Below are 26,083 nucleotides of genomic sequence, written 5' to 3' on the forward strand. Positions count from 1 at the left end.
ATGACACAAGCTAGACAAGCGGGTGTGTTGATGCACATCACCTCATTACCCGAAGGCAATCTTGGGCCGGATGCCTATCGTTTTGTAGACACATTGGTCGAGATGGGCGTATCGGTCTGGCAAACCTTGCCGGTCAACCAGCCGCATGATGACCAGTCGCCTTACCAAAGTGTCTCCGCACATGCTGGCCATAGCGGCATGATCAGTGCCAGACAACTCCTCAAGGATGGCTTGTGTCTGCCTAATGAAGTCACGATGCCATTGCCGTCGCTGATGACAAAAGTCATGTTTCGCGTGCAGTCTGGCGGCGGGCTGTCTGCCAATTTCGATGGCCTTACCTGGCCTGGCTTCGCCCGTTTTTGTCAGACGCAACAATACTGGCTGGAAGACTATGCTTTGTTTTTGTGCCTGCGAGAACAACATGACCATCAAAGCTGGCATAGCTGGCCACAGGCCTATCGCATGCATGACCATCAGGCATTACAAGCCTATAGCGTGGCCAATCAAGAAAAATTGACCTTGATTAAATTCACTCAATATGTGTTTTTCCAGCAATGGGCGCAACTTAAAGTGTATGCCAACCAGCGGGGCATTCAGTTGTTTGGTGATATCCCGATTTTTGTGGCTTATGACAGTGCCGATGTATGGGCGCATCCTGACTGGTTTAAACTGGATGCTGACTTGAATATGACAGTCGTCGCAGGCGTGCCGCCAGACTACTTTTCCGAAACGGGCCAGCGCTGGGGAAACCCACACTATGACTGGCAAGCCATGCTGGCGGATGGATTTTCATGGTGGCTGGGCCGTATCGATATCCAGTCGCAACTATTTGATGTCTTGCGCATAGACCATTTCCGTGGCTTGCAAGCAGCCTGGGAAATCCCCGCCCATGAACCGACAGCCATGAGCGGCGCCTGGCAAGAAGCGCCTGGTCATGCATTATTACAGGCGATCAGACAAGCCTACCCACAACTCAGCCTGGTCGCTGAAGATTTGGGTATTATTACTGCCGATGTGGATGCGTTACGTCATGCCTTTGATTTACCCGGCATGAAAATCCTGCAATTTGCGTTTGGCGGAGGTGAAGATAATCCTTACCTGCCAGAGAATATCGAAGAGAACAGTGTGGCTTATACTGGTACTCATGATAACGATACAACGCTTGGTTGGTATCAGGCTGCGTCGGAAAACGTACTAAGCCATCTGCATTATTATTTAAAACAAGAACATCCTGATATGCCTAACGCATTAATACAACTCACCTTCAATAGCATTGCCCGGCTCGCGATCGTCCCCCTGCAGGACATTTTGGCGCTAGATAGCCAGTCACGCATGAATATGCCTGGTACCACTGAGGGCAACTGGCGTTGGCGCATGCAGTGGTCTCAACTGACCGAGGAAAAAAAGCAATCTTTTCGGCACCTGGTAGAAGAAAGCGGCCGTCTCCATGTCTGAAGCAAATGCGGTATATCGCCTGGGGCTAGATGTCGGCGGCACCAATCTGCGTCTTGGCGTTTTTTCTGGCCTTACCCTGGTTGAAGAAACGCGTTTTCGGGCTAATTACTCTGCCATTTGCAAGGAGTTTGCGCCAGCAAACGCATGGCAGACCATCTTGCAGGTCACGGCGGATGCTATCCGGCCGTTGCTGGATAAATATGCCGGCATTCAGGCAATCGGCATAGGCTTTCCGGGATTTATAGATCCACACACAGGCGTGTTGGCACAGTCTCCCAATTTGCCAGGTTTACGGGATGTCAATCTTGGTCATGATCTCGGTAAGTTGATTGGTTTGCCTGTACGTGTAGAAAATGATGCCAATGCCGCTGCTTATGGGGAATTCTGCCAGTTGTCGCAACCTGTTGGCGGCTTGCTGTACGTGGGCTTGGGGACTGGTGTGGGAGCGGGGCTGGTGGTGAATGGCAGTATTTGGGCCGGGCAGCATGGGTATGCACTGGAAGCTGGTCATATTATTGTAGTGCCGGATGGCCGTTTATGTGGCTGCGGGAATCAGGGCTGCGTAGAACAGTATGCTTCCGCGACCGGCATCAGCCGGGCGTATGCAGACCTCACAGGCCAAACAATAACTGCGCTGGAGATCGCGCGGACTGCCGAAAGTGGTGATCGGCATGCACAGGCAGTCTACGCAGATGCTGGCAGTAAGCTGGCGCAAATGCTGGCCAGTGTACTCAAAGTGATTGATATCGAAAATGTGGTGATTGGCGGCGGTGTAGTGGCTGCATGGCCATTATTACAGGCTGCATTTGAGCAGCGGCTGGAACACGATTTGATTCCGGTACTTCGTGGCAAAATCAAGGTGCATGTCTCAAGCACGGGCGATATCGCCGGCATGCTGGGGGCCGCGCTGCTAGCTGCTTAAGCAATGTGTTGCTGATGCTGGGCCAATGCCCATGCAACATGCTCACGCACCAGTTCGTTATCATCGTCTTGCCGTGCGGTTAAGGCGGCAATCACGGCTGGCGAGCTAGGGGCATTACCTAATCCAACCGCTACATTGCGTAGCCACTGGTGATAGCCTATGCGGTAAATGGCGCTACCAGCCATGCGCTGCTGGAACTCTGCTTCTGTCCAGGCAAAACAATCTACCAGGTCATTACTATCCAGGCCATGCCGTACGGCAAAATCAGTTTCCTGGGTGTTGACGGCAAATTTGTTCCATGGGCAGATCAGCTGGCAATCATCGCAACCATAGACACGATTTCCAATCAATGGCCGTAATTCCAGCGGAATACTGCTTTTGTGTTCTATGGTCAGGTAGGAAATACAACGCCTGGCGTCCAGTTCATATGGCGCAACAATCGCGCGGGTAGGGCAGATGTCGATACAGGCTGAACAGCTGCCACAATGCGCCGTGGTGGGGGAGTCTACAGGCAGCGGCAGGTTGGTATAAATCTCGCCCAGAAAAAACCATGACCCCTGCTGGCGGTTAAGCAATAACGTATGCTTGCCGCGCCAGCCCATGCCTGCTTTGGTTGCCAGCGCAACTTCGAGCACAGGGGCGCTATCGGCAAATACCCGGTATTCAAACTTACCAAATTCCTCAGTAATACGGGTACACAGTTGCTGCAGTTTTTGCCGCATGACCTTGTGGTAGTCGCGCCCCAGCGCATAACGGGCCACATAGGCCTTGTTCGGATTTTCCAGCACCTGCCAGCCATCAGCCGCATTGTCAGGCAAATAATTCAGGTTCACCGAGATGACCCGCAAGGTCCCGGGTACCAATTCTGCCGGGCGGCTTCGCTTGGTACCATGTTTTGCCATATAATCCATGTCGCCGTGGTATTGTTTGGCGAGCCAGTCTAAAAATTCCGGCTCGGCGGCAGAAAGGTCGGTATCGGTAATTCCTATGCTGCCAAACCCCAATTCCCTTGCCCAGTTTTTGATGGTTGCAGCCATCTGCGCAGCAACTGCCTGGTCTGGTAACTGGATTGGGGTGGGATGTGATTGATGTGACATGACAGAAACGTATTCTACACAGATTTTAAAAGACGAAGCAGCGACTGTGCATGCAGCAGAGGTATTGGCGACTCAATTGAAACCAGGCCAGGTGATTTACCTGCATGGCGATCTGGGCGCTGGCAAAACCACGTTGGTGCGTGGCATTCTGCATGCGCTAGGGCATGTTGGCAAGGTTAAAAGCCCAACCTATACCATTGTTGAACCTTATAACCTGCCTATTGCTTCATGTTACCATTTTGACCTTTACCGGTTTCAGGATGCCGATGAATGGGAAGCTGCCGGTTTCAGGGATTACTTTAATTCAAACAGTATCTGCCTGGTTGAGTGGCCAGAACGCGCCGAACAGGTGTTGCCTCACGCAGATATCGAAATCCGATTTGATATTTTGCCGCACGGACGCGTGCTGCATATCACGAGTCAGCATCCGCTGGCGTTGGAAGGACTATGCCAGTAATTAGGAAGATGTTTAAGGCGTGGCTGCTGACAGCCTTGCTATCGTTCAACAGTTTTGCAGAAGCCGCAGAAGTGATTCTGGCCAATCTGCAACAGCACGGCAACCAGGTGCAACTGGAGTTGCTGGTCGACCAGTCTATTAAATACCGTGTCTTTACGCTGGATAATCCATTCCGTGTGGTCATAGACATGGACGATGTTGCCATTAGTCCCACACTGAAGGCCCTGCCACCTCAACTGGATGCCCAGCATCCCTACCTGTCCAAAATTCGCATTGCCCCTTTTACCGAGCATACCACCCGTGTGGTGTTCGATATCAAGTCTGAGATCAAACCTCTGGTCACAGACATGAACGCAGGCAGCTCGCAACAACGGCTGGCAATCACGATTGCGCCAGCAATAGGCAATATAGATCCTGCAGTTGCGAACCCCGTATTGATGCCTTCGAAACAGTTGCAGGATGTGCCTACAGTAAACAGTGACGAAAAGCCTGAAGCGGCTCCAATGGCGAATAAAGACTCTGCAACAGAGGCGCCAGCGGCCAATATGGGGGCCGAAAAAACCGCTGACAAACCAGCTGTCGTGGATAAACCCAAGCAGGCTAAGCCAGGTCAGAAAGTCATTACCATTGCGGTCGATGCCGGGCATGGTGGCGAAGATCCAGGCGCAAGAGGCTCAAAAGGCAGCCATGAAAAAAATATCACCTTGGCCATTGCACGCAAACTCAAGCAGCAGATTGATGCTGAAGACAATATGCAAGCCATCCTGATCCGCGATGGTGATTATTTTGTCCCGCTGGGTGACCGTGTGAAAAAAGCCCGTGCCGCCAAGGCTGACCTGTTTATTTCGATTCATGCTGATTCATTCGTCAACAGCACCGCCAAGGGTTCCTCAGTGTTTGCCTTGTCTGAGCGCGGTGCCACCAGTGCCAGTGCCCGTTACCTGGCGAAAAAGGAAAACGCGGTGGACTTGATTGGCGGCGTGGCGATTGATACACGCGATATGGACCTGGCGCGTACGCTGCTGGATTTATCGCAAACGGCGACGATTCATGACAGTATCCGCATGGGTAAAGCCGTGCTGGGGCGCATTGCCAAGATCAATACCCTACATTCCAAGTATGTGGAACAAGCGGCGTTCGCGGTATTGAAATCGCCGGATATTCCATCAATCCTGGTGGAAACTGCGTTTATCAGTAATCCTGAGGAAGAAGCCAGGTTGAATGATGATGCTTACCAGGATAAATTGGTGAATGCGATTTTATCGGGGGTAAAGTCGTATATAGCAACAAATCCTTCATTTGCGAAGAAATAATAGCTTTAACAGATCATCATTTCGGTGATGCAGGCTTTGTAGAGCATGTCCTGCGCCTGTTGGAACGGCTTACTTTGAATTTGACGTGCTGTTTCGCCTCTAGGCGAGTTACTTTTCTTTGCTTGCACAAAGATAAAGTAACCAAAAGAAAGTGCACCCTAGCTTCCGCTTGATTCCTGCGTTGCTCATCAGCGTGGGCGGCCAACGAAACTCGCCCTGACAAGCCAACACAACGTGCTTGTTGCGGACCTCGGACAGCCGCTGGTCGAAGTCCCCCGCGCTGACTGCGCTACTCGGCGCGGCAGATAGGGGCCCGAAAACCATGTGACTGCCACGATTCATGGAATTAACAAATGAATTTGAGTTTTTAAACGTCCAAATTACCACAGTGTGAGTTTGGTGAGAAAAATCCCATTCATCACGCTGAGTAGCGGAAACAAAGTAAGGAAGAAGGGAGCGACTGTCCGAGTCCCGCAGCAGCTCACGTTTTATGTGAGCTGCCAGGTCGAGTTTCGTGACCGCTTACTTTGTTGAGCAACGCAAGGGAGCCGAAGGCCGTGATGGCTGGGTGTCGTCCTCTTTGGTTACTTTCTGGGGGACAAGCACCAGAAAGTGACTCGCCTACAGGCGAAATAAAATAGTATTTATATCAAATATTTTTTGAGCCAAGCGCACTTAAATAAACTAGCTGCTACTCTATCGACGATACTGCGCCAATTCAGCTTCCCTCTGTGTCTTCCCATATCCCGACTGCACCCGTAACGCTCGGATAATAAACCCATTGAGTTTCTTACGCGCTTCATCCACCAAGTCACCATCCCGAAAAATGTTGGGGTATTGATAGCCCAGCCAGCTATATAAGCTCAGGTGCTGGCAAATCAGTTCTGCTTGTTCCAGATATTCTGCCTGTTGGCCTTTCAACCATTCCGGCATGACAGGCAATGGGCGAGGCTGATAGTTGTCTATCGCTTGTATGCACTGCACAAAATAATCCCGTGCAATCGGCACCTGTATCGCCAATGGCGCACACATCAGTCTGTATTTATCGCGCATCGCTAGTTTGGGGGCCGTTTCATCAATCAAAAGTGCCTGCTGGTACTGCAAGGGCGTGACATGCCATTGCAATGCGGTCGTGCCAGATTGCCGTTGATACTGCGCATGCAGGTACTCCACGCATTCTGCCAGCCGCCAGGTAGGGATTTTTTGGCTGAGTGCTTCAATATCGCCGCCTCCTACGGCAATAGGCAGGGCAAAGGGTGCGACTGTGTCATCACAGCCCAGCATTTCATGCAGGTGCCATTGCTCGTCATCTTCGAGCACGGTGACATAACCGCTGTCATATAAGCCATGGCGGCCTGCGCGCCCGGCAATCTGGCGCATTTCGGTGGCATTGAGTGGGCGTGGCGCTACGCCGTCAAATTTGTGGATGTTGGCAAAGATGACCCGGCGGATAGGCAAATTAAGGCCCATGCCAATGGCATCTGTCGCGACCAGTATTTGTGCTTCACCACTGGCAAAGCGGGCAGATTCTCCCCGGCGGACTTCTGGCGACAATGCGCCGTAAATCGTGGCTACGCTAAATCCCCATTGGCGGATACGTGCGGCTAGGGTGAGTACGTCTTTGCGGCTAAAGGCAATGATGGCATCGCCGGGCTGCAAGGCTTTATGTAATCTGGCCGTATGATAACGTCCTCCGCAAATACTGGCCTCTTCGATGACTAATGGCGTCATGCGCTGCAAGTGGGTGAGGGTGTAGGGTTCCTTCAGCGCTTCTAACACGCGCGTGCAACTCTCGGTGACACTGTTTGCGCCGCATATAAATACCTGTTTGGCTGGGACGCCGACCAGGGCAGCCGTCCACGCGCTGCCACGATCCGGATCCAGCAGCATCTGTATTTCATCAATCACGGCCACATCGACGGGCACGTCTGGCCTTAACATTTCAATGGTTGAAGCCGTATGTGTTGCGCCTGGGATGATGACGCGCTCTTCACCTGTGACCAAATTGCAGGGCACACCTGCCTGCATCAACCGGTCACGGACTTCCATGGCCAGGAGCCGTAGCGGGGCGAGATAAACGCCAGAGTTGGCTTGTCGCAGGGTTTCCAGGGCCTGGTAAGTTTTGCCGGAGTTGGTTGGGCCCACATAAAAATGATGCTGGCGGCGCAATTGGCGGGCGAGGTTGAAGCGGCTGAGGTAAGCCTGAAAATCGGAAAGCGACATGGCCTCCATTCTAGCAAAACGGGTAGAATGGCGAGATGCAAATTAAACTCTTACCTGATCAGTTAATCAGTCAAATTGCCGCCGGTGAGGTGGTTGAGCGCCCAGCCTCAGCACTTAAAGAACTGCTTGAAAACAGCGTGGATGCGGGCAGCACGCAAATACAGGTCGCCTTGCAACAAGGCGGAATGAAGTTGCTCAAAGTGACCGACAATGGGCATGGCATTGCCAAAGATGAGCTGGAGCTGGCGTTGACCCGCCATGCCACCAGCAAAATTCAAAGCCTGGAAGATCTGGAGCAAGTGGGTAGTTTGGGTTTCAGGGGGGAAGCGCTGGCCAGTATTGCGTCTATTTCACGCACGGTACTCACCAGCCGTCAGCAGGCGGCTAGCCATGCCTGGCAAATCGCTGCTGAAGGTACGCATCAGCAAACCATCAGCCCGGCCGCCCTGGATGCTGGCACCATCGTTGAAGTGCATGATTTGTATTTTAATACCCCTGCACGTCGCAAGTTTCTCAAAACCGAAAATACCGAATTTGGTCATTGTGAAGATGCCTTTACCCGGGTGGCATTGTCACGCCCCAATGTGGGTTTTTTATTGCAGCACAACGGCAAGGCCATTACACGCCTGGCGGCCAATACCCCGCAACAACGTATTACTGATGTGTTGGGTAGTGAGTTTGCTGCACAAAGTGTCTGGCTGGAAGAAGATAGCGGTGGTCTGCGCTTGTGGGGCATGACGGCCTCACCGACTTACCAGCGCCATAGCCGCGATAGCCAATATGTCTTTGTGAACGGCCGGTTTGTGCGGGATAAGCTCATTGCTCATGCCATCAAGCAGGCCTATCAGGATGTGTTGCATGGCGATAAACACCCGGCGTTTGTATTGTTTCTCGAGTTGGATCCGTCATTGGTGGATGTCAACGTGCACCCGGCTAAAACGGAAGTCCGCTTCCGCGAATCGCAAGCCGTACACCGCTTTATCTTTCATAGCCTGCACAAAGCGCTAGGTAAGACTTCGGCCGAGATTCAGGCCAGTCAGCCGGTACAAGCGCCATTTAATCCATTCAGGCCAGTTGCCGCGCCTGCCTTTAGCATGCCGCGGGAGCAGGTAGAAATCCCTTTGCAAACCCGCTCTGTGTTTGATTATCAGTCCGATAGGGCGGTCAATCGTAGCCCCGCAGTCGCGCAGCAGTTTTATGGCCAATTGTATGGTGATTTAAAACCCGATTTGAATCTGGATCATGTGCAAGCTGGACATCTTGCGGATACGCCTATGAATCCGGGTGCATCTATTAATTCGTCAACGGCCCAAGATCAAAGTGATGCACAAGCACCTCAGCAATATCCGCTCGGTTTTGCCTTGGGGCAATTGCACGGCATTTATATCCTTGCGCAAAATGCGCAGGGCTTGGTCGTTGTTGATATGCATGCCGCGCATGAGCGCATCATGTACGAACGCCTGAAAAATGCCTTGAGTGAGCAGGCCATTTCCACGCAACCTTTGCTGATCCCCATCAGCTTTTATGCGGAGAAGGTTGAGATTGCAACATTGCAAAGCCTCAATGGCAGTGATACCTTGCAACAGCTCGGTTTTGACCTCGCCACCTTATCACCAACGACCATTGCCATCCGTGCCGTGCCCACAATGCTCAAGGACGCAGATACTGTCGCTTTGGCACGTGCCGTATTACGCGATTTAAATGAATATGGCACTAGCCGTGTCATGCTCGAGCGGCAAAACGAAATCTTGGGCACCATGGCTTGTCATGCCGCCGTGCGTGCCAATAGACAACTGACGATCACTGAAATGAACGCATTGCTGCGAGATATGGAAGTGACTGAAAGAAGCGGGCAGTGTAATCACGGCAGACCCACCTGGTTTCAGGTAAGTCTGGGCGACCTGGACAAGATGTTTATGCGGGGACAATAGCCATATTATCTTGGATTGAAAGCGCTTTATTCGTCAACGCTGAAATCTAGCGTAAATTGCGCTGAATCGGCAGCATGAACTATGCTATCAGCCCGCACCAGTCCGCTGGCTTTCACACCTAACAAGCGTATCTTTTTATCTAAATCTATCCTTTTCAGGCATTTTCCAGCAAAAAGCCGCAATGATCTTGCATCACTGATGGGAGCTGGCAGTGTCAGGTCGCGCGTGACCGTCTTAAAGTCATCAAAGCGCAGCTTGATGCCAATCTTGCGGCAGGTGTAGCCTTTTTGCTGCAAATCGCTGGCAACGCGCTCACAGAGCTGAGTAAATGCCTGACTCAGGGCTGGCTTATCTCGCACCGGGTGCAAGTTGCGCTCGAACGTGGTTTCCCGGCTCATGGAAACTGGTGCGCTTTCAGTCACCACTGGCCTGTCGTCCTGGCCGTGCGATACACGGTACAACCAACGGCCATAGCTCTTGCCAAAATGCTCAACAAGCCAGGCTTCGCTCATGGCTGCAATCTGTCCTATGGTCTTAATCTCTAATGATTCGAGCTTGGCACTGGCCTTGGGGCCTATACCATTGATCTTTTTTGCGGGCATCGGCCAGATACGGCTGGAAATATCTGCCATGGTGATGACCGTGATGCCGTCTGGTTTTTGTATTTCAGAGCATAACTTTGCCAATAGTTTATTCGGTGCGATACCGACTGAGCAGGTAAGCCCGGTGGCGGCAAATACGGCAGATTTCAAGCGTTGTGCAATCTCGCTCGCCTCTCCCGGCAGCGTGGATACGTCGGCATACACTTCATCAATACCAATGCTCTCTACCAGTGGGCTGATGCTGCGAATCGCCTCTTTGAACAGGCGGGAGTAATGACGATACAGCTCGAAGTTTACCGGCAACAAGATCGCATCAGGCGCGAGTTTGGCGGCATGCATGGTGGGCATGGCGGAGTGCAGGCCCAGTGCCCGCGCTTCATAGGTGGCCGTGGTTAGCACACCCCGCCCAGCGTAATCTCGCAAGCGAGAGAATTCGCGGGTGCCATCTTCCCTGATCCGTGGTGCATGTGAAGAACGTCCGCCCACCACCATGGGTAAGCCTTTAAGTTCCGGGTAGCGTGACAACTCGCAAGATGCAAAAAAAGCATCCATATCAATATGTGCGATGCGTCTGGTTTTCTGGTCTGGCATGTCAACCACTTAGAGGCCTGACAGCAGATGGGTAATCAGAAATTCAAACATAAGATGAAATGTAAACTACCGGCAGTGAAATATATCGGGACAGCGTTTAAGCTGGATTATCCCATGATGCGCAATAAAAAAGCATGCCTGTACAAGCATGCTTTAAGCTTTAGCTGCAATGTGATCATTCCCTTGCGCAATATGAAACGCTACATCACAAAAAGGCCTATCTGGGATAGGCCTTTGAATAGCTTAAAATTACTGAATGACGCCCAATTGTTTAAATAAGCCATAAGCATCCAGTACATCCCAGTGCTCGGCCAGCTTGCCATTCTCGATTCTGAAAATATCCACGGCATGAATACTGTAGTGTTTACCAGTGGCGGGGATGCCTAACCAGTCACCTTGCTGGGTGCCGGAATACACACCATAGGCCCAAACGGTGTCACCTTCAGCTACCAGTTTTTCCAGTTGATAGTGCCAGTCCGGCACGGCTTTAAACCATGCACTGAAGAATTGTTCAAAGCCAGCCAGGCCTTGTGGCACCAGCGGGTTGTGTTGAATATAGCCTGGTTGCATGTAGCTGGGCAATTTGCTCAGGTCTTTTTTAACAAAAACAGCCTCGGCAAAATCTGCCAGTAGTTGTTTGTTTTGTGGGGTTTGGTCTTGTGCCATCGTCAAGGGTCCTTTCGTTAACAGGGTAGTAAAAAGCAATGCAGTCAGCAGGGGTTTAAATAATTTCATTTGTCTTCCTTTCATTTTTAAAAAAATGCTTGCGTGGTGAAGGTGTTGCGCATGATAATTTCATTACTCACTTTTAGTAAGTAGGCACCTTAAAGTAACTTATGCACTTGATGCCTTACTAAATAAGTCTGGATAAAGGGAAAGCCATGCTTGAAGACATTGAACAACCGTTGCAGATTGCTCCTAGTTGGAATGCCTATCAGGCAGCGTGCCCGACACGGCTGATGTTGAACCGGATTGCAGATAAGTGGACGGTACTGGTGCTTGGTTTGCTGGAGAATCAAACCAAGCGCTTTAGCACATTGCAGCGGGAGATTGGCGGGATTTCACAAAAGATGCTGACGCAAACATTACGTGGCCTGGAGCGAGACGGACTGGTTGCACGGAATGTTTATCCGGAAGTGCCGCCTAGAGTGGAATATACGATTACGCCGTTGGGTCAGACCCTGGTAGGCCTATTGGGGGCTTTAAGGGTGTGGTCAGAGGCGCATATGGATGAAGTGTTGCAAGCACAAAGCGCTTATGACGAAGCAGAGCAGGTGACGCTTAGCCCACAGCCGGTAAACGGCGTGAGAAGAGTGCGTTTTTAAGGCGCACTACATGAATTAAGCCAGCAATAAAAATACCGTTGGTTTTTTATGTACGTCTGGCAGTATAGATTTCTTCCAGTCGGCGACCGTTTTAGTCACAATCAACTCATCCTGAGCCGTGATATTGCAGGCGACGCATAGGCGGGTGGTCGGTTGCAGGTTACCGATCAAGTCTTCCAGCACATGCTGATTGCGGTAAGGCGTCTCGATAAACAGTTGGGTAGCTTGTTGCTTTCTGGAGTCAAATTCAATGCCTTTAATGGTTTTGATCCGCTCGGCTTTATCACTAGGCAGATAGCCCAAAAAGGTAAAGCGTTGACCATTGAGGCCACTCGCCATGAGCGCGAGAAGCAGGCTGCTGGGGCCTATCAGGGGGGCCACGCGTATGCCTTTTTGATGAGCAACAGCGGCGAGCGCCGCACCGGGGTCAGCAATGCCTGGGCAACCGGCTTCACTCATCACACCGACATCGGTGCCTTGTTGCACCACTTGCAACAGTTTGGGTAAGTCTTTGGGGGGCGTATCTTTGGTTAACACAGCCAATGTTAACTCACGGATAGGCACCGGATGGCCGCTGGCCGATAGAAACTGGCGGGCGGTTTTTTCGTTCTCAACAATAAAGTGGCGCAAGCTGTGCATGCGTTGCACCACTTCGGCGGGGAGCACTTGTTGTGGCGTGGTGCCATCTGCCAAAGGGACGGGAATAAAATATAAAGTGCCTGCCATAGCGAACCAATGATTATGCAATCGCCAATTATCCCATGCCATGCACTAAAAGGCATGCGGCTTTTAATCTGTATTCAATTCGGTGCTGGCCTGAATCATCACTTGCCAGGCTGCGTGTACAGCCAGGCTAGCCATGATGGTGGCTACCAGTAGATCTGGCCAGGCTGAGCCAGTCCCAAATACCCCAGCAGCGGCGAGGATAACGGCGACATTGCCGATGGCGTCGTTTCTTGTGCACAACCATACGCTGCGCATATTGCTGTCACCATTGCGATAAGCAAAGAGCAGCCAGGCAACCCCTAGATTTGCCAACAAGGCGAGTACACCAATGATACTCATCGTTTCTGGTGCAGGGATCACGCCAGACATCAAATGCGAAAAGGCGCTCCCAAGTATCCACACGCCAAATATTGCCATGGAAGCGGCTTTAATCAATGAAGCTTTTGCCCGAGTGGAGACATGCAGCCCCAGTACCCATAAGCTCAATCCATAGTTGATGGCATCACCAAAGAAATCGACTGAGTCAGCCAGTAATGAAACAGAATTGGCGTGCAGGCCAGAGACAATTTCTACAACAAACATGGCGAAATTAACCAGTAATGCAATCCATAGCACAACACGATATCTGTGTGGTTGAGATTGGTTGGGTGGTGGATTGCAACAGTGTGCGCTCATGGCTGTCCTTTCAAACGATTGAGACGTATCATAAACCCTGTAGCCACTACAGGGTCAAGCCATGATAGAACACTATACGATAGGTGCGTTAAGTCGATCAGCGAATGTCAATGTAGAAACCATCCGTTATTATGAGAAGATCGGTTTGCTCAAGGCACCGCACAGGGCCAGCAACGGTTACCGCTACTATAATCATGCTGCGTTACAGTGTTTGCAGTTTATCCGTCGAGGACGCGAGCTGGGCTTCGGTATTGCAGAGATTCAAACATTGCTGGAGTTAGCTAATCACCCCGAGCGGCCTTGTCGCGAGGCCGATCAATTGGCGCTAGTGCATTTACGGGATGTGGAACAGAAAATCAAAGACCTGCAAGCCATGCAACTGGTATTACAGCAGATGGCGACGTGTGAGAGTGAAATTGCCGCGCATTGCAAATTAATAGGGACGCTGGCGTCAAGCCAGGCATGCCCGTAGAAAGCGTCAGCGTTGCGCAAGACAACGCTGACAAATTAGCATTAATATTTCACTTGGACACGGTACTTCAATGTCACCTCGCCTTCGGCAGGCACCTTGATTTTCCAGATGGCGTGATGTGCATTGGCTTTTTGATGTGGCTGTGATTCGGTGAGGATTTTCCAGTCGCCGTTGATAGGCTCTTGTACCGTCACAGTGACCGCTTCTTTTTTGGCGTTATGCAGGGTGATGGCATAGGCGCTTTCATAGAGAGGTACCTGACTGTTGCTCTTGGTCAGGTTTTTAAAGTCAGTTTGCACACGGTCGGCGCTAACATCAAACGCATTGCCGAGCTTGAGTCGAACGCTATCATTTTTGGCGGTATGATCAATCTGGTCTTCCCCTACAAACTGTGCGGTGCCATCGCTATCTTTTTTATAGACGCGCATGGTACCTTTAGGCAACGGAAGCCCGAGCTTGCTGCTTTCCTTGTTTTCAAACTCAACATAGACCTGTACCTTCTGCTTTTTCTCCGCGTCACGATATTGGCCCTGGTAATAGTAGTCAGCACCCGTGAGCACCAGCTCTTTACGCGCAGGAATATGCTGCGCTGAGAGCAGGGCGACTTGTTTGGTCTGGTTTTCGGCGATGGTGGTGGCGCGTGGCAAGGTATAGAGATGGTATTCCAGCAGACCTTGTTCGGTTGGCATTGGGGCATCGGCAACCATGGCTTCGCTACGCATCATCATGGTTTTAGGTCGGATAGCTTCGCGTACACGGTTGACGTCACCTGCTACCAGTTGCACTTTAGCGTTAGGGTAGGCCGTGCCACTGGTATTGGTCAGAGTGACCCAGCCTGAGAGGTCAATGGCGTCTTCTTTGCTGCTGAGTTCAGCGACGTAGTCGGCTTTCCATTGCAGGCCGCCGGTCAGGTAGCTAAGTTCCACGCTGGACTGTTCAGCCCCTTTGTATTGCACTTGCGTGGTCAGCGTGGGCCGGTCTTTAAGCTGGCCAGGTACATTGGGGTACACGATACGGCCGGGAATGCCAGTTTCGATACGGTTACCGATTTTAAGTACCACCCCATCCTGCGCTGACAATACGGTGGCGCTTTCCTGGGTTTCGGCACCGGTGCTTGGGTTGGTGCGAATGATGGTGACTTGCTGCCCTACATTTTTTTCAAGCAGTTTCTGCGGCGTTAATAAATCAAAGTCAAAATTCTGTTCCAGCACTTGCAGGCTGGTGTTGGGGAGCAGGCTGCGCAGCAGGGCGGTTTCAGGTTTGATCTGCGCACTGACATCGCGAAATGACAGGGCAGATAAACCGTTGCCTAATGTAAGTTTACGGCTGTCTTTGACCAAGGCAAGGTCTTCGTTGTAGATGGTCACGGCCACGCTGGTTTGGTCTGATTGCGGACTGATGGTAGCGGATTCTGCTTGTGCCAGTGAACTATATATTGAAACACTACCTAGTGAAAAAAACAGCAGGGAGCTGAGACGCATGAATATCCTCTCGTTTTTGTTTGTAAGCTTGTACGCTTGAGACTGCCTCAACGCGGCAGCCGTTCAAAAGTTAACACACGACTTTAGTTTGCGCTATGTACGTGACGCGGATAATACATCGACCCCTGCCTGTTGCAGCATGTTGACCAGCGCAATCACCGGCAGGCCAATCAGGGCATTGGGATCATCCCCGCGCATATAGTCGAGCAGGGCGATGCCCATGCCTTCAGACTTGGCGCTGCCTGCACAATCATAAGGCTGTTCCAGTCGCAGGTAGGTTTCGATCTGCCCGGGCGTGAGGGGTTTGAATTTGACGTAATAAGGCGCAATGGTGGATTGCATGTGCTGGTTGGCGTTGTTGTACAGGCAGATGGCACTATGGAAAATCACTTCCCTGCCACTGAGCATGGTCAACTGTTTGACGGCGTTTTCATGGTTGCCTGGCTTGCCTATTTGCAAACCGTCGACGGTGGCCACCTGGTCACAACCGATAATGAGTGTTTGAGGATAGGCTTCTGCCACTTTTCGTGCTTTGCTCTCAGCCAATCGCAGAGAGGTTTGTTCCGGGCTTTCGTCTGCTAATGGCGTTTCATCAATATTTGGTGAGACGCATTCAAACGGCAAGTGCAGCTTTTCTAATACTTCACGGCGGTAGCGTGAAGAGGAGGCGAGAATTAAGGTTGGGATAGTCATCAGGATAAAAAAATCCCCGAACAATGATTCGGGGATTTTAGCATTTCAAGTCAGATATTATTCCGGCTGAATTTCAATCAGTGTTTCGTCCGGGGTCACACTGTCACCTTTGGCAACGTGGATCGCCACCACAGTACCGGATTTACTGGCCTGGATTTCGTTTTCCATTTTCATTGCCTCAATGACCAGCACGCCATCGCCAGCATTGACCTTGTCACCGACATTCACTTTCACAGTCACGATGGTGCCTGGCATTGCTGTAGTGACGCAGCCAGTATGGTGGGGACGCGGACGGCCGCTGGCAGCCACAGCTGCTGCTTTTTTCTTGCTGCCGTTTGAACCGCCACCGCTGACTTCCATCTCGCTCAGTGTTTCTACAAACACTTCTTCAGAAATGCCGTCAACTTTTACATAATAAGGCTTGCGCTCTTCACCGGCGTGGCCGCTACCAGTCAATTTGATATGGTAGGTTTCACCATGCAGCGTGATATTGAATTCATTAGGCGCGTAGCGTGCCGCAGCTGTTTGGTGGGTCACGGCCTCTTTACTTAACAACTGTTCTGGTTGCAGTGAACCGGCATTGCGCTCTTGGAGGAAGGTTTTGCCGATATCCGGGAACATGGCGTATGTCAGTACGTCTTGTTCATTATTGGCAAAACGCTCGGCTTCAGACTGCAACTTGGCCATTTCTGGTTGCAGTAAGTCCGCTGGGCGACAGGTGATGACTTCAGCATCCCCTACGGCCTGCTTGCGCACATCTGCGTTGACCGCTGCTGGCGCTTTACCATATTGACCCAACAGGTAATTTTTCACTTCATTGGTGATGGATTTGTAACGGCTACCAGTCAAGACGTTTAATACCGCCTGTGTCCCGACAATCTGTGAAGTAGGGGTGACTAATGGAGGGTAACCCAGATCTTCACGTACACGTGGGATTTCGGCCAGCACTTCATCCATGCGGTTGAGTGCGCCTTGTTCTTTCAGTTGGTTGGACAGGTTGGAAATCATGCCGCCGGGCACCTGGTTAACGAGTACGCGGGTATCTACCCCAGTGAATTCGCTTTCAAACTGCCAGTATTTTCTGCGCACTTCTTTGAAGTAGGCCGTGATTTCCTGCAGTTTGCCAAGATCCAGGCCGGTATCGTATTCAGTGCCTTTCAGGGCCGCGACCAGGCTCTCTGTCGTTGGATGGCTGGCACCTTCGGAGAAAGATGAGTTGCAGGTGTCAATAATATCTACACCGTTTTCCACGCTCTTGAGCAATACCATGCTGGCAAGGCCCGAGGTGGCATGGCTGTGCATATGTACAGGGACACTGACAGCAGCCTTGAGACCTTTCACCAGTTCAGCGGCCATGGTTGGAGTGAGCAGGCCGGCCATATCTTTCACACCGATGCTGTCACAACCAAGGGCTTCAAGCTCTTTGGCCATATTGACAAAGTAGGCGACATCATGCACCGGGCTAGTGGTGAATGACAGCGTACCAATCGCATGTTTTTTAGCAGCTTTAACGGCTTTGATGGCGGTTGTCAGGTTGCGGATGTCATTCATCGCATCAAAGATACGAAACACATCCACACCGGTATCTGCCGCCTGTTTTACAAAGGCGTGGACGACGTCGTCCGAATAATGGCGGTAACCCAGCAGGTTCTGGCCACGCAGCAACATATTAATAGGTGTATTCGGCAAAGCTTTACGCAGACTGCGTAAACGCTCCCATGGATCTTCTTTCAAAAAGCGTACGCAGGCGTCAAATGTCGCGCCGCCCCAGGCTTCCAGGGACCAGAAACCAATGTCATCCAGCTTGCTGGCGATTGGCAGCATATCTTCAGTACGCATGCGCGTCGCAATCAGGGATTGGTGTCCATCTCTTAAAACAAGTTCGGTGACATGTATTTTGCTCATAATCTGGTCGATCTAAATAAATATCTGCAATGCTGGTTAATCAAATGCCTTCGTGGGCGGCGATCGCTGCAGCAATTGCCGCAGCCATCAATTCTTTCGGTAATCCGACATCATATTGCGTAAGCTCGGGATGTTGTTCCACAAAGCTGGTATTGAAGTCAGCTGCACGGAAATCCGGATGTTGCATGATTTGCTGGTAATAAGGAATTGTGGTTTTGACGCCATACACAATCATGTCGTTCAGCGCACGGCGGCCACGCTCGATCACGCCCTCCCAGTCCAGCGCCCACACTGTCAGTTTGGCACACATGGAGTCGTAGTAGGGTGGAATGACATACCCGCTATAAATAGCAGCATCCATACGCACACCAGGGCCACCGGGCGCGTAGTAACGGGTAATTTTACCGAAGCTGGGCAAAAAGTCTTTCTGTGGATCTTCAGCATTAATGCGGTATTCCATGGCATAACCTCGGAACGCAATCTCGCTTTGTTTGTACTGCAATGGCAGGCCAGCCGCCACACGAATCTGCTGTTGAACGATATCCACACCGGTAATGGTTTCAGTCACGGTATGTTCCACCTGCAAGCGGGTGTTCATTTCCATGAAATAAAAATTGTTGTCCGAGTCGAGCAGAAACTCGACTGTGCCGGCATTTTCATAACCAACCGCTTTGGCTGCCTTCACACCCAGCCCGCCGATATATTCACGCTGTGCCTGTGTCAGTTGTGGTGACGGGGCGATTTCAATCAGCTTTTGGTTGCGGCGCTGGATAGAGCAGTCACGCTCAAACAGGTGAATGACGTTGCCATGGGAATCAGCCAGCACCTGCACTTCGATATGGCGTGGATGAACCACACATTTTTCAAGGAACACTTCCGGTTTGCCGAAAGCTTTGCTGGCCTCGGAAATGACACGGTCATAATTGCTTAATAATTCTTTTTCGTTGTCGCAACGGCGGATACCACGGCCACCACCACCATTGGTGGCTTTCAGCATCACTGGGTAGCCTATTTTATTTGCCAGCTTGATGGCGGCGTCCACAGATTCGAGGTTGCCATCGCTGCCCGGTACACAGGGAATACCTGCATTAATCATGGCGTTACGCGCCTGAATCTTGTCACCCATCTGGCGGATCACGTCTGCCTCTGGGCCAATAAACTTGATGCCGCGGCGGGCGCAAACCTCAGCCAATTCAGGATTTTCTGACAGGAAGCCATAGCCTGGATGCAAGGCATCACACCCAGCAGCCACGGCAATATTCACAATATTATGTGCGTTCAGATAGCCTGCTACAGGATCGGAACCAATGTTATAAGCTTCGTCGGCTTTTTTGACATGCAGGGCATGACGGTCAGCGTCGGAATAAATGGCGACCGATTTGATGCCCATTTCCGAGCAGGCGCGCACAATGCGTACCGCAATTTCACCGCGATTCGCGACTAAAATTTTCTTAAACACACATTACCCTTAAAGCAAGAAAAAAGGACAGAGTCTTTTTGTTAATTTAACTGTTTGATCAACCAGCAAATGCTTGTATTTAAAACGGTTTGAGTTTGTTTGGTTATGGTTTTGCACCAACGTGGCCGCCAGAGCGGATGGCCGATTTTTTAAATCGGCACCATGAATGCGCCCATGAAAATAGCGCCGTGTGATGCGACGTTATTATAACAACAAACCGCGCTCTTAAATAGTGCAATATCATCTTCGGCTCGACTTCAAGACCTGCGGGTCGTCAAGTCAGGTTGAGTTTGTTATAGTATCGGGCTTACTTGAAATGAGATTTTTTGGTCATGGCACGATACCAGGAGCTGGCCCGGCAGCAAAAAAGCATAGAAGGGGAGTTGATGCTTATGTCGCTGCCGCGTTTGCATGAAGCTTTGAAGGAGCTGGGTGTGGCCGACGTTGACGCGTTCTCGACGTTGCGTGTGCGCTATCAGTTGCAAGGATTGCCTCCTCGCTATTTCGGCGAGGTGTCATTGCCCATGCTGGCGCTGTCTCTACAAACTGAGCTGCCTCTCGTTTGCCAGCGCTGTTTTGCCCCCATGCCGCAAGCCATGGATTTGCAGTTTGAGTTTGCATTGTGCGATGAGCCACCAGAGGCTTTATTGGAGGATGAGCAGGTGGACTGGCTGGATACCCAGGAGGAGTCCTCAGTGGAGTCTCTGGTGGAGGATGAGTTGCTGATGGCGTTGCCTATTGCTGTGATGCATGAAGAGGCTTGTGCGGATCTGCAGCAAACAGCGGGCGACAAGCCCAATCCGTTTGCGGTGTTAAAGCAGTTAAAACTGGACAAGTAATGATGTGGCATTTCGATGGCTGTTCAGAAGCAAAAAGTAAACAAAAAGCGATATTTGCAGGATTTATTTGCAGTTGTCTCTGGAATATTTTATAATTGCGGATTAGGTAGCATTTTGAATTTAAATAACTGCCCTTGAACTTCAATTTATGAGGTGTGGCGGTTTGATTTTGGAGCAATAACATGGCAGTTCAGCAAAACAAAAAGACACCGTCCAAGCGTGGTATGCACCGCTCCCACGACTTTTTGACAAACCCACCATTGGCGATTGAGCCAACGACTGGTGAAGTACATTTGCGTCATCACGTAAGCCCTAACGGTTTTTACCGTGGCCGTAAAGTGATGCCAGCAAAAGGCGAATAATCGCTGCATAAAAGCGACAAGTTTTAAAACGCGCCGCGCACTAAAATGCGCGGCGTTTGTGTATCTGGCGTAAGCCTGCGTTTTTACCAGCCTGCGTTTTTTGCGCAGGGCAATGATGGTAAATAAACTTGGGAAATCACATGACAACTGGTCAACATAAGCATTCACAAGAAGTAGTGATTGCCATTGATGCCATGGGGGGAGATCACGGTCCACATGTGACTGTGCCTGCGGCTGTTCGAATTCTGAACGAAAATCCTAATCTCAATATCATCCTGGTCGGCTTGCAAGACGCCATTGAGGCGGAATTAAAGGTTTTGCGCCAGGCAGCAAGCCCGCGTTTGCGCGTGCATCATGCCAGTGAAGTCGTGCTAATGGATGAATCTCCACAAAGTGCCATGAAGAACAAAAAAGATTCTTCCATGCGTGTCGCCATCAATATGGTGAAGACTGGCGAAGCGCAAGCATGTGTGAGTGCCGGTAATACCGGTGCGCTGATGGCGACAGCAAGATTTGTACTCAAAACCCTGCCTGGCATTGATCGCCCTGCCATTGCTTCTACTTTGCCATCTGAAAAAGGCAGTACCTTCATGCTGGATCTCGGCGCGAATGCGGATTGCACTGCGGAGCATTTATACCAGTTTGCCATTATGGGGGCCATGGTGGTGAGCTGTCTTAGCAATAAGCCTAATCCAACCGTCGGGTTGCTGAATATCGGCTCAGAAGATATTAAGGGCAATGAAGTGGCTAAGCAGGCTGCCGAGTTGTTGCGTGGCAGCCATTTAAATTTCTATGGGAATGTAGAGGGTGACGATATCTTCAAAGGTACGACCGATGTGGTGGTCTGTGATGGGTTTGTCGGGAACGTCTCGCTCAAAACCACTGAAGGATTGGCGCATATGATGGGCAAGTTTCTCACCCAGGAGTTCAAGCGTAACTGGCTGACCAAGCTGATGGCACTCGGTGCTTTCCCTGTGTTGAAAGCGTTCAAGCGGCGCTTGGATCCTCGTCGGTACAACGGTGCAAGTTTTCTTGGTTTGCGCGGTATCGTGGTGAAAAGTCATGGTGGTGCCGACAGTGTCGGTTTTTACCATGCCATCCATGTGGCGATGGAAGAGGCGCAAAGCGGTATATTGAAACGTATCCAGTCGCAGCTCGAAATTGAACACCTGACTACTTCAGAGCCTTCCTGAAGCTCGATTAGTTAGGTTTTTTGACCCAATTAAGGCATAATCGCACGAATGATTTACGCACGAATCGCAGGGACGGGAAGTTACCTGCCACCCACTATTTTAACGAATGCCGAGCTGGAAAAATTGGTTGATACCACTGATGAGTGGATCTTCGCCCGTACCGGTATCAAGCAGCGCCATCGCGTGACAGATGAGCGTACCAGCGACCTGGCAACCCAGGCTGCACGCAATGCGATTGAATCCGCTGGAATCCAGGCACAGGAAATAGACTTGATCATTGTCGCAACAACGACACCAGATAAATTATTTCCTAGCGTTGCCACCATGGTACAACGCAAACTGGGCATCTCTGGCTGCCCGGCTTTTGATGTGCAGGCAGTGTGTAGTGGTTTTGTCTACGCACTCACGACTGCCAATCATTTTATCCGCTCTGGCCAGCATAAAAACGTCCTTGTGATCGGGGCCGATACCTTTACCCGTATCACAGACTACACTGATCGCAGCAACTGTATCCTGTGGGGTGATGGTGCTGGTGCCGTCATTTTGCAAAGCAGTGATCAACCAGGCATCCTGTCCACGCACATTCATGCAGATGGCAATTACGAAAACTACCTACATGTCCCGCGTAATCCTGATGGCCCTGATACTGTGGTCATGGAAGGCAATCCGGTATTCAAGATTGCCGTCAATACCTTAGATCAGATTGTGGACGAAACGCTGGAAGCCAATCACATGCAAAAATCCGATATCGACTGGCTGGTGCCGCATCAGGCCAATATACGAATTTTGCAGGCGACTGCCAAAAAACTAGATATGCCTATGGATAAGGTTGTGGTGACAGTAGACCGCCATGGCAACACTTCGGCTGCGTCTATCCCTCTGGCTTTGGACGTTGCGGTACGTGATGGACGTATCCAGCGAGGGCAGACCTTGCTGATGGAAGCGTTTGGTGGTGGCTTTACCTGGGGTTCTGCCCTAGTTAAATATTAAGGTCAAATATTAATCCTCATCCGGCATGTTCAACATGCGTGATTTTAGTTAACTCACTGAAAATATATGTCTAAATTTGCTTTTTTCTTCCCTGGCCAAGGTTCACAATCCGTGGGCATGATGCAGGGACTCGAAACACATGCCATTGTCAAACAAACGTTTGATGAGGCGTCTGCCGTGCTTGGTGTTGATTTCTGGAAAATGGCTACAGAAGCCAATGACGAAATCAATCTGACCGAAAATACACAGCCTATCATGCTCACTGCAGGCGTCGCCACCTGGCGTGTTTACCAGTCCCTGGGTGGGAAATTGCCCGACGCCATGGCCGGCCACAGCCTGGGTGAATATACTGCACTGGTGGCAGCTAACGCTATTTCATTTGCAGATGCCTTGCCACTGGTGAAATTCCGCGCGCAAGTGATGCAACAAGCAGTGCCTGAAGGGCAGGGCGCGATGGCGGCAATCTTAGGCCTGGATGACGAGACCGTGCGCGCAGTGTGTAATGAAGCTGCGCAAGGGCAGGTAGTGCAGGCAGTGAACTTTAACTCCCCCGGCCAGGTAGTGATCGCCGGCGATAAAGTCGCTGTAGAGCGGGGCATGGAACTGGCTAAGGCAAAAGGCGCAAAACGTGCGTTGCCATTGCCTGTCAGTGTGCCGTCGCACTGTGACCTGATGAAGCCAGCAGCGGATAAATTGCGTGATTATTTGCAGAATGTAAATGTACAGGCACCTGAGGTCCCTGTGCTGCATAATGCAGATGTCGCCGCGTACAGCGATCCCGACAAGATTAAAGATGCATTGGTGCGCCAGTTATATAGTCCTGTGCGTTGGGTTGAAACGGTACAGCAACTCGCTTCACAAGAGGTGTTGAATGCAGCTGAATGTGGGCCAGGCAAAGTGCTGGCGGGTTTAGCCAAGCGCATTGTGGCCGAGATGACCTGCGTGGCAATGGTCAATGATGAGTCTGTGCAAACGTTTGTTGCACAATAAGGGGAAAGAGAATGTCTAATCAACAAGTAGCATTGGTCACAGGCGCGAGTCGCGGTATCGGTGCGGCCATTGCGCAAGCACTGGGTAAGCAAGGTGCCATCGTGATTGGCACAGCCACATCCGCCAGTGGTGCTGAGGCGATTACTGCGCATTTGAAAGCCGCAGGCGTAAATGGGGTTGGGATGGCGCTGGATGTGACCCAACCGGAACAAATTGACGCGTTATTGAAGCAGATTGCTGAGCAATATGGCGATGTCAGTATTCTGGTCAACAATGCAGGCATTACCAAAGATACGTTGCTGATGCGCATGAAAGACGAAGACTGGGATGCGGTTTTAAACACCAATCTGAAATCTGTTTTCCGCATGAGCCAGGCAGTATTGCGCCCCATGATGAAAGCGCGTCAGGGCCGCATCATTAATATTTCCAGTGTGGTGGGTCATATGGGAAACGCCGGCCAGACCAATTATGCGGCGGCTAAAGCGGGTATGACAGGTTTTACCAAGTCTATGGCGCAAGAAGTCGGTAGTCGCGGTATCACGGTGAACTGTGTGGCTCCTGGCTTTATCGACACTGACATGACGGCAGAGTTGCCAGAAGAGATCAAGGCAAAAATGCTGGAACGCATCGCAGTAGGGCGCTTAGGTCAGGCCGATGAAATCGCGGCCACGGTTGCCTTTTTGGCTTCACCTGCGGCCGCTTATATCACAGGCGAAACCATCCATGTCAATGGCGGCATGTACTGTGCTTAATATTTAGTTTCTTTGGTATTCTGGACAAGTTTTGCTAGAATACCGGTTTACTGTACACGACACTTATCAACAAAGGGGTATTTTAGATGTCCGACATCGAACAACGCGTAAAGAAAATCGTTTGTGAACAATTAGGTGCAAACGAAGCTGACGTAAAAAACACATCATCTTTCGTGGATGATCTGGGTGCAGATTCTCTGGACACCGTAGAATTAGTGATGGCTTTGGAAGAGGAATTCGATTGCGAAATTCCTGACGAAGAAGCTGAAAAAATCACAACCGTGCAGCAAGCGATTGACTACGTCAACGCAAACCTCAAGTAATTCATTGACTTATTTCTTTAATCAGCCCTCGCAAGAGGGCTGATTTTCTATTATGACGAAACGCAGAGTAGTAGTAACTGGCTTGGGCGTGGTGTCTCCAGTAGGGATTGGTACCCAAACCGCTTGGAACAATCTGGTCGCTGGTCAATCAGGCATTACCCGTATTACCAAATTTGATCCCACTCCGTTCGCCTCGCAAATTGCAGGTGAAGTGAAGGGCTTTAACGCGGAAGACTTTATCCCAGCCAAGGATGCGCGCCGAATGGATACTTTTATCCAGTATGGCCTGGCCGCTGGCCTGGAAGCCTTCCGTGATTCTGGCCTGGAAGTGACAGAAGCGAATGCCGAACGCATTGGCGTCACCATTGGGTCCGGCATTGGTGGTTTGGGGTTGATTGAATCCACTAACGACAGTTATGACGACGGTGGCCCACGCAAGATTTCACCTTTCTTCATTCCTGGCACCATCATCAATATGATCTCAGGTAACCTGTCTATCATGTTGGGGTTGAAAGGGCCGAATATTGCAGTGGTGACGGCATGTACCACAGGTACGCACAGCATTGGCGAGGCCGCACGCATGATTGAATACGGCGATGCCGATGTCATGGTGGCCGGTGGTGCAGAAGCCGCGATTACCGAACTCAGCGTCGGCGGCTTTGCCTCTGCGAGAGCCTTATCTAGCCGTAATGACGATCCGGCAACGGCGAGTCGTCCCTGGGATAAAGACCGTGATGGCTTTGTCATTGGGGAAGGCGCGGGGGTATTGGTGCTTGAAGAATATGAGCATGCAAAAGCCCGCGGTGCAAAAATTTACGCTGAAGTGGCAGGCTATGGTTTAAGTGCCGATGCCTATCACATGACCGCGCCAAATATGGACGGTCCACGTCGTTCCATGGTCAATGCATTGAAAAATGCGGGTGTGAACCCTGACCAGGTACAGTTCATGAATGCGCACGGGACTTCCACACCCTTGGGCGATACTAATGAAACTAATGCGATTAAAGCCACGTTCGGTGATCACGCTTATAAACTGGTAGTGAATTCTACCAAGTCCATGACTGGGCACTTGTTAGGTGGCGCCGGTGGTCTCGAGTCTGTGTTTACGGTGTTATCCGTTTACAACCAGATTTCCCCACCAACCATCAACCTGTTTAACCAGGATCCTGAATGCGATCTGGATTACTGTGCTAATACGGCACGTGATCTCAAGATTGAATATGCCTTGAAAAACAACTTTGGTTTTGGTGGCACGAACGGCAGCTTGTTATTTAAGCGCGTTTAACTTTACACGCCATTCATGTTAC

25 protein-coding genes are annotated in these 26,083 nt (G+C 50.9%); 15 read left to right on the plus strand and 10 right to left on the minus strand.

Annotated features, from left to right (window positions below; all coding sequences use genetic code 11):
* Together malQ and ACJ67_RS07190 are read left to right on the plus strand one after the other, a co-directional pair.
* Window positions 1-1,455: a 4-alpha-glucanotransferase gene (gene malQ, locus ACJ67_RS07185; RefSeq protein ID WP_049638491.1), complete on the plus strand. Its 1,455-nt coding sequence runs from the start codon at window positions 1-3 to the stop codon at window positions 1,453-1,455.
* Window positions 1,448-2,377: an ROK family protein gene (locus ACJ67_RS07190; protein WP_049638492.1), complete on the plus strand. Its 930-nt coding sequence runs from the start codon at window positions 1,448-1,450 to the stop codon at window positions 2,375-2,377. The genes malQ and ACJ67_RS07190 overlap by 8 nt, the downstream gene beginning before the upstream one ends.
* On the opposite strand, the gene queG is transcribed toward ACJ67_RS07190, so the two are convergent.
* Window positions 2,374-3,474: a tRNA epoxyqueuosine(34) reductase QueG gene (gene queG, locus ACJ67_RS07195; protein WP_049638493.1), complete on the minus strand. Its 1,101-nt coding sequence runs from the start codon at window positions 3,472-3,474 to the stop codon at window positions 2,374-2,376. The two genes, ACJ67_RS07190 and queG, sit on opposite strands and share 4 nt — an antisense overlap.
* On the opposite strand from queG, the gene tsaE reads away from it, so the two are divergent.
* Both tsaE and ACJ67_RS07205 read left to right on the plus strand, forming a co-directional pair.
* Entirely contained in the window at window positions 3,473-3,931 is a 459-nt protein-coding gene (tsaE, locus tag ACJ67_RS07200) for a tRNA (adenosine(37)-N6)-threonylcarbamoyltransferase complex ATPase subunit type 1 TsaE (RefSeq protein ID WP_049638494.1), read from the plus strand. The genes queG and tsaE overlap by 2 nt on opposite strands.
* A gap of 8 nt (window positions 3,932-3,939) precedes the next feature.
* Window positions 3,940-5,244, plus strand: a complete 1,305-nt coding sequence (locus ACJ67_RS07205; RefSeq protein ID WP_231587280.1) for an N-acetylmuramoyl-L-alanine amidase — start codon at window positions 3,940-3,942, stop codon at window positions 5,242-5,244.
* 696 nt (window positions 5,245-5,940) lie between these two features.
* Here ACJ67_RS07205 and ACJ67_RS07215 read toward each other — a convergent pair.
* Complete coding sequence (locus tag ACJ67_RS07215) at window positions 5,941-7,467, minus strand: helicase-related protein (RefSeq protein ID WP_049639818.1); 1,527 nt, start codon at window positions 7,465-7,467, stop codon at window positions 5,941-5,943.
* Window positions 7,468-7,502: 35 nt separating this feature from the next.
* Here ACJ67_RS07215 and mutL point away from each other — a divergent pair, with 35 nt between their 5' ends.
* On the plus strand, window positions 7,503-9,398 hold the full coding sequence (gene mutL, locus ACJ67_RS07220) for a DNA mismatch repair endonuclease MutL (protein ID WP_049638496.1): 1,896 nt from the start codon (window positions 7,503-7,505) through the stop codon (window positions 9,396-9,398).
* A 26-nt stretch (window positions 9,399-9,424) separates the two neighbouring features.
* On the opposite strand, the gene dinB is transcribed toward mutL, so the two are convergent.
* Together dinB and ACJ67_RS07235 are read right to left on the minus strand one after the other, a co-directional pair.
* Window positions 9,425-10,591 carry a DNA polymerase IV gene (gene dinB, locus ACJ67_RS07225; protein WP_049639819.1) on the minus strand — a complete coding sequence of 389 codons (1,167 nt, stop codon included), beginning with the start codon at window positions 10,589-10,591 and terminating at the stop codon, window positions 9,425-9,427.
* A gap of 249 nt (window positions 10,592-10,840) precedes the next feature.
* Complete coding sequence (locus ACJ67_RS07235; protein ID WP_049638498.1) at window positions 10,841-11,326, minus strand: ester cyclase; 486 nt, start codon at window positions 11,324-11,326, stop codon at window positions 10,841-10,843.
* A 146-nt stretch (window positions 11,327-11,472) separates the two neighbouring features.
* Between ACJ67_RS07235 and ACJ67_RS07240 the strand changes: the two genes are divergently transcribed.
* The gene (locus tag ACJ67_RS07240) at window positions 11,473-11,916 is read left to right on the plus strand and encodes a helix-turn-helix domain-containing protein (RefSeq protein ID WP_049638499.1); all 444 of its coding nucleotides are present in this window, start codon (window positions 11,473-11,475) and stop codon (window positions 11,914-11,916) included.
* Between the two features lie 15 nt (window positions 11,917-11,931).
* On the opposite strand, the gene ACJ67_RS07245 is transcribed toward ACJ67_RS07240, so the two are convergent.
* Window positions 11,932-12,642: an SAM-dependent methyltransferase gene (locus ACJ67_RS07245; RefSeq protein ID WP_049638500.1), complete on the minus strand. Its 711-nt coding sequence runs from the start codon at window positions 12,640-12,642 to the stop codon at window positions 11,932-11,934.
* Between the two features lie 63 nt (window positions 12,643-12,705).
* Window positions 12,706-13,317: a cation transporter gene (locus tag ACJ67_RS07250; protein WP_049638501.1), complete on the minus strand. Its 612-nt coding sequence runs from the start codon at window positions 13,315-13,317 to the stop codon at window positions 12,706-12,708.
* A 61-nt stretch (window positions 13,318-13,378) separates the two neighbouring features.
* Here ACJ67_RS07250 and ACJ67_RS07255 point away from each other — a divergent pair, with 61 nt between their 5' ends.
* On the plus strand, window positions 13,379-13,789 hold the full coding sequence (locus tag ACJ67_RS07255) for a helix-turn-helix domain-containing protein (protein ID WP_049638502.1): 411 nt from the start codon (window positions 13,379-13,381) through the stop codon (window positions 13,787-13,789).
* Window positions 13,790-13,830: 41 nt separating this feature from the next.
* Here ACJ67_RS07255 and ACJ67_RS07260 read toward each other — a convergent pair whose 3' ends face one another.
* The 4 genes from ACJ67_RS07260 to ACJ67_RS07275 all read right to left on the minus strand — a co-directional run bounded on the left by ACJ67_RS07260 (window position 13,831) and on the right by ACJ67_RS07275 (window position 19,327).
* A complete protein-coding gene (locus ACJ67_RS07260) occupies window positions 13,831-15,270 on the minus strand; it encodes a DUF4139 domain-containing protein (protein WP_053092888.1) in 1,440 nt (479 codons plus the stop codon).
* A 93-nt stretch (window positions 15,271-15,363) separates the two neighbouring features.
* Window positions 15,364-15,963 (minus strand): Maf family nucleotide pyrophosphatase, encoded by a 600-nt coding sequence (locus tag ACJ67_RS07265; RefSeq protein ID WP_049639821.1) that lies wholly within the window; start codon window positions 15,961-15,963, stop codon window positions 15,364-15,366.
* A gap of 57 nt (window positions 15,964-16,020) precedes the next feature.
* Window positions 16,021-17,868 (minus strand): sodium-extruding oxaloacetate decarboxylase subunit alpha, encoded by a 1,848-nt coding sequence (gene oadA, locus ACJ67_RS07270; RefSeq protein ID WP_049638503.1) that lies wholly within the window; start codon window positions 17,866-17,868, stop codon window positions 16,021-16,023.
* 40 nt (window positions 17,869-17,908) lie between these two features.
* A complete protein-coding gene (locus tag ACJ67_RS07275) occupies window positions 17,909-19,327 on the minus strand; it encodes an acetyl-CoA carboxylase biotin carboxylase subunit (RefSeq protein WP_018985328.1) in 1,419 nt (472 codons plus the stop codon).
* 332 nt (window positions 19,328-19,659) lie between these two features.
* Between ACJ67_RS07275 and ACJ67_RS07280 the strand changes: the two genes are divergently transcribed.
* From ACJ67_RS07280 to fabF, 8 genes are all read left to right on the plus strand, one after another.
* Complete coding sequence (locus ACJ67_RS07280) at window positions 19,660-20,166, plus strand: DUF177 domain-containing protein (RefSeq protein ID WP_049638504.1); 507 nt, start codon at window positions 19,660-19,662, stop codon at window positions 20,164-20,166.
* Window positions 20,167-20,348: 182 nt separating this feature from the next.
* A complete protein-coding gene (gene rpmF, locus ACJ67_RS07285; protein WP_018985326.1) occupies window positions 20,349-20,528 on the plus strand; it encodes a 50S ribosomal protein L32 in 180 nt (59 codons plus the stop codon).
* 140 nt (window positions 20,529-20,668) lie between these two features.
* Window positions 20,669-21,721, plus strand: coding sequence for a phosphate acyltransferase PlsX (gene plsX, locus ACJ67_RS07290; protein ID WP_049638505.1), 1,053 nt, complete (start codon window positions 20,669-20,671; stop codon window positions 21,719-21,721).
* Window positions 21,722-21,769: 48 nt separating this feature from the next.
* Complete coding sequence (locus tag ACJ67_RS07295; protein WP_049638506.1) at window positions 21,770-22,711, plus strand: beta-ketoacyl-ACP synthase III; 942 nt, start codon at window positions 21,770-21,772, stop codon at window positions 22,709-22,711.
* Between the two features lie 66 nt (window positions 22,712-22,777).
* Window positions 22,778-23,701, plus strand: coding sequence for an ACP S-malonyltransferase (fabD, locus tag ACJ67_RS07300; protein WP_049638507.1), 924 nt, complete (start codon window positions 22,778-22,780; stop codon window positions 23,699-23,701).
* A gap of 11 nt (window positions 23,702-23,712) precedes the next feature.
* Window positions 23,713-24,453 (plus strand): 3-oxoacyl-ACP reductase FabG, encoded by a 741-nt coding sequence (fabG, locus tag ACJ67_RS07305; RefSeq protein ID WP_049638508.1) that lies wholly within the window; start codon window positions 23,713-23,715, stop codon window positions 24,451-24,453.
* A gap of 86 nt (window positions 24,454-24,539) precedes the next feature.
* Window positions 24,540-24,776 (plus strand): acyl carrier protein, encoded by a 237-nt coding sequence (gene acpP / locus ACJ67_RS07310; protein ID WP_018985321.1) that lies wholly within the window; start codon window positions 24,540-24,542, stop codon window positions 24,774-24,776.
* Between the two features lie 52 nt (window positions 24,777-24,828).
* Window positions 24,829-26,061, plus strand: a complete 1,233-nt coding sequence (fabF, locus tag ACJ67_RS07315; RefSeq protein ID WP_049638509.1) for a beta-ketoacyl-ACP synthase II — start codon at window positions 24,829-24,831, stop codon at window positions 26,059-26,061.
* The last annotated feature ends 22 nt before the right edge of the window (window positions 26,062-26,083 follow it).

Origin of the sequence: Methylophilus sp. TWE2 (assembly GCF_001183865.1) — a bacterium.
Lineage (GTDB): Bacteria > Pseudomonadota > Gammaproteobacteria > Burkholderiales > Methylophilaceae > Methylophilus.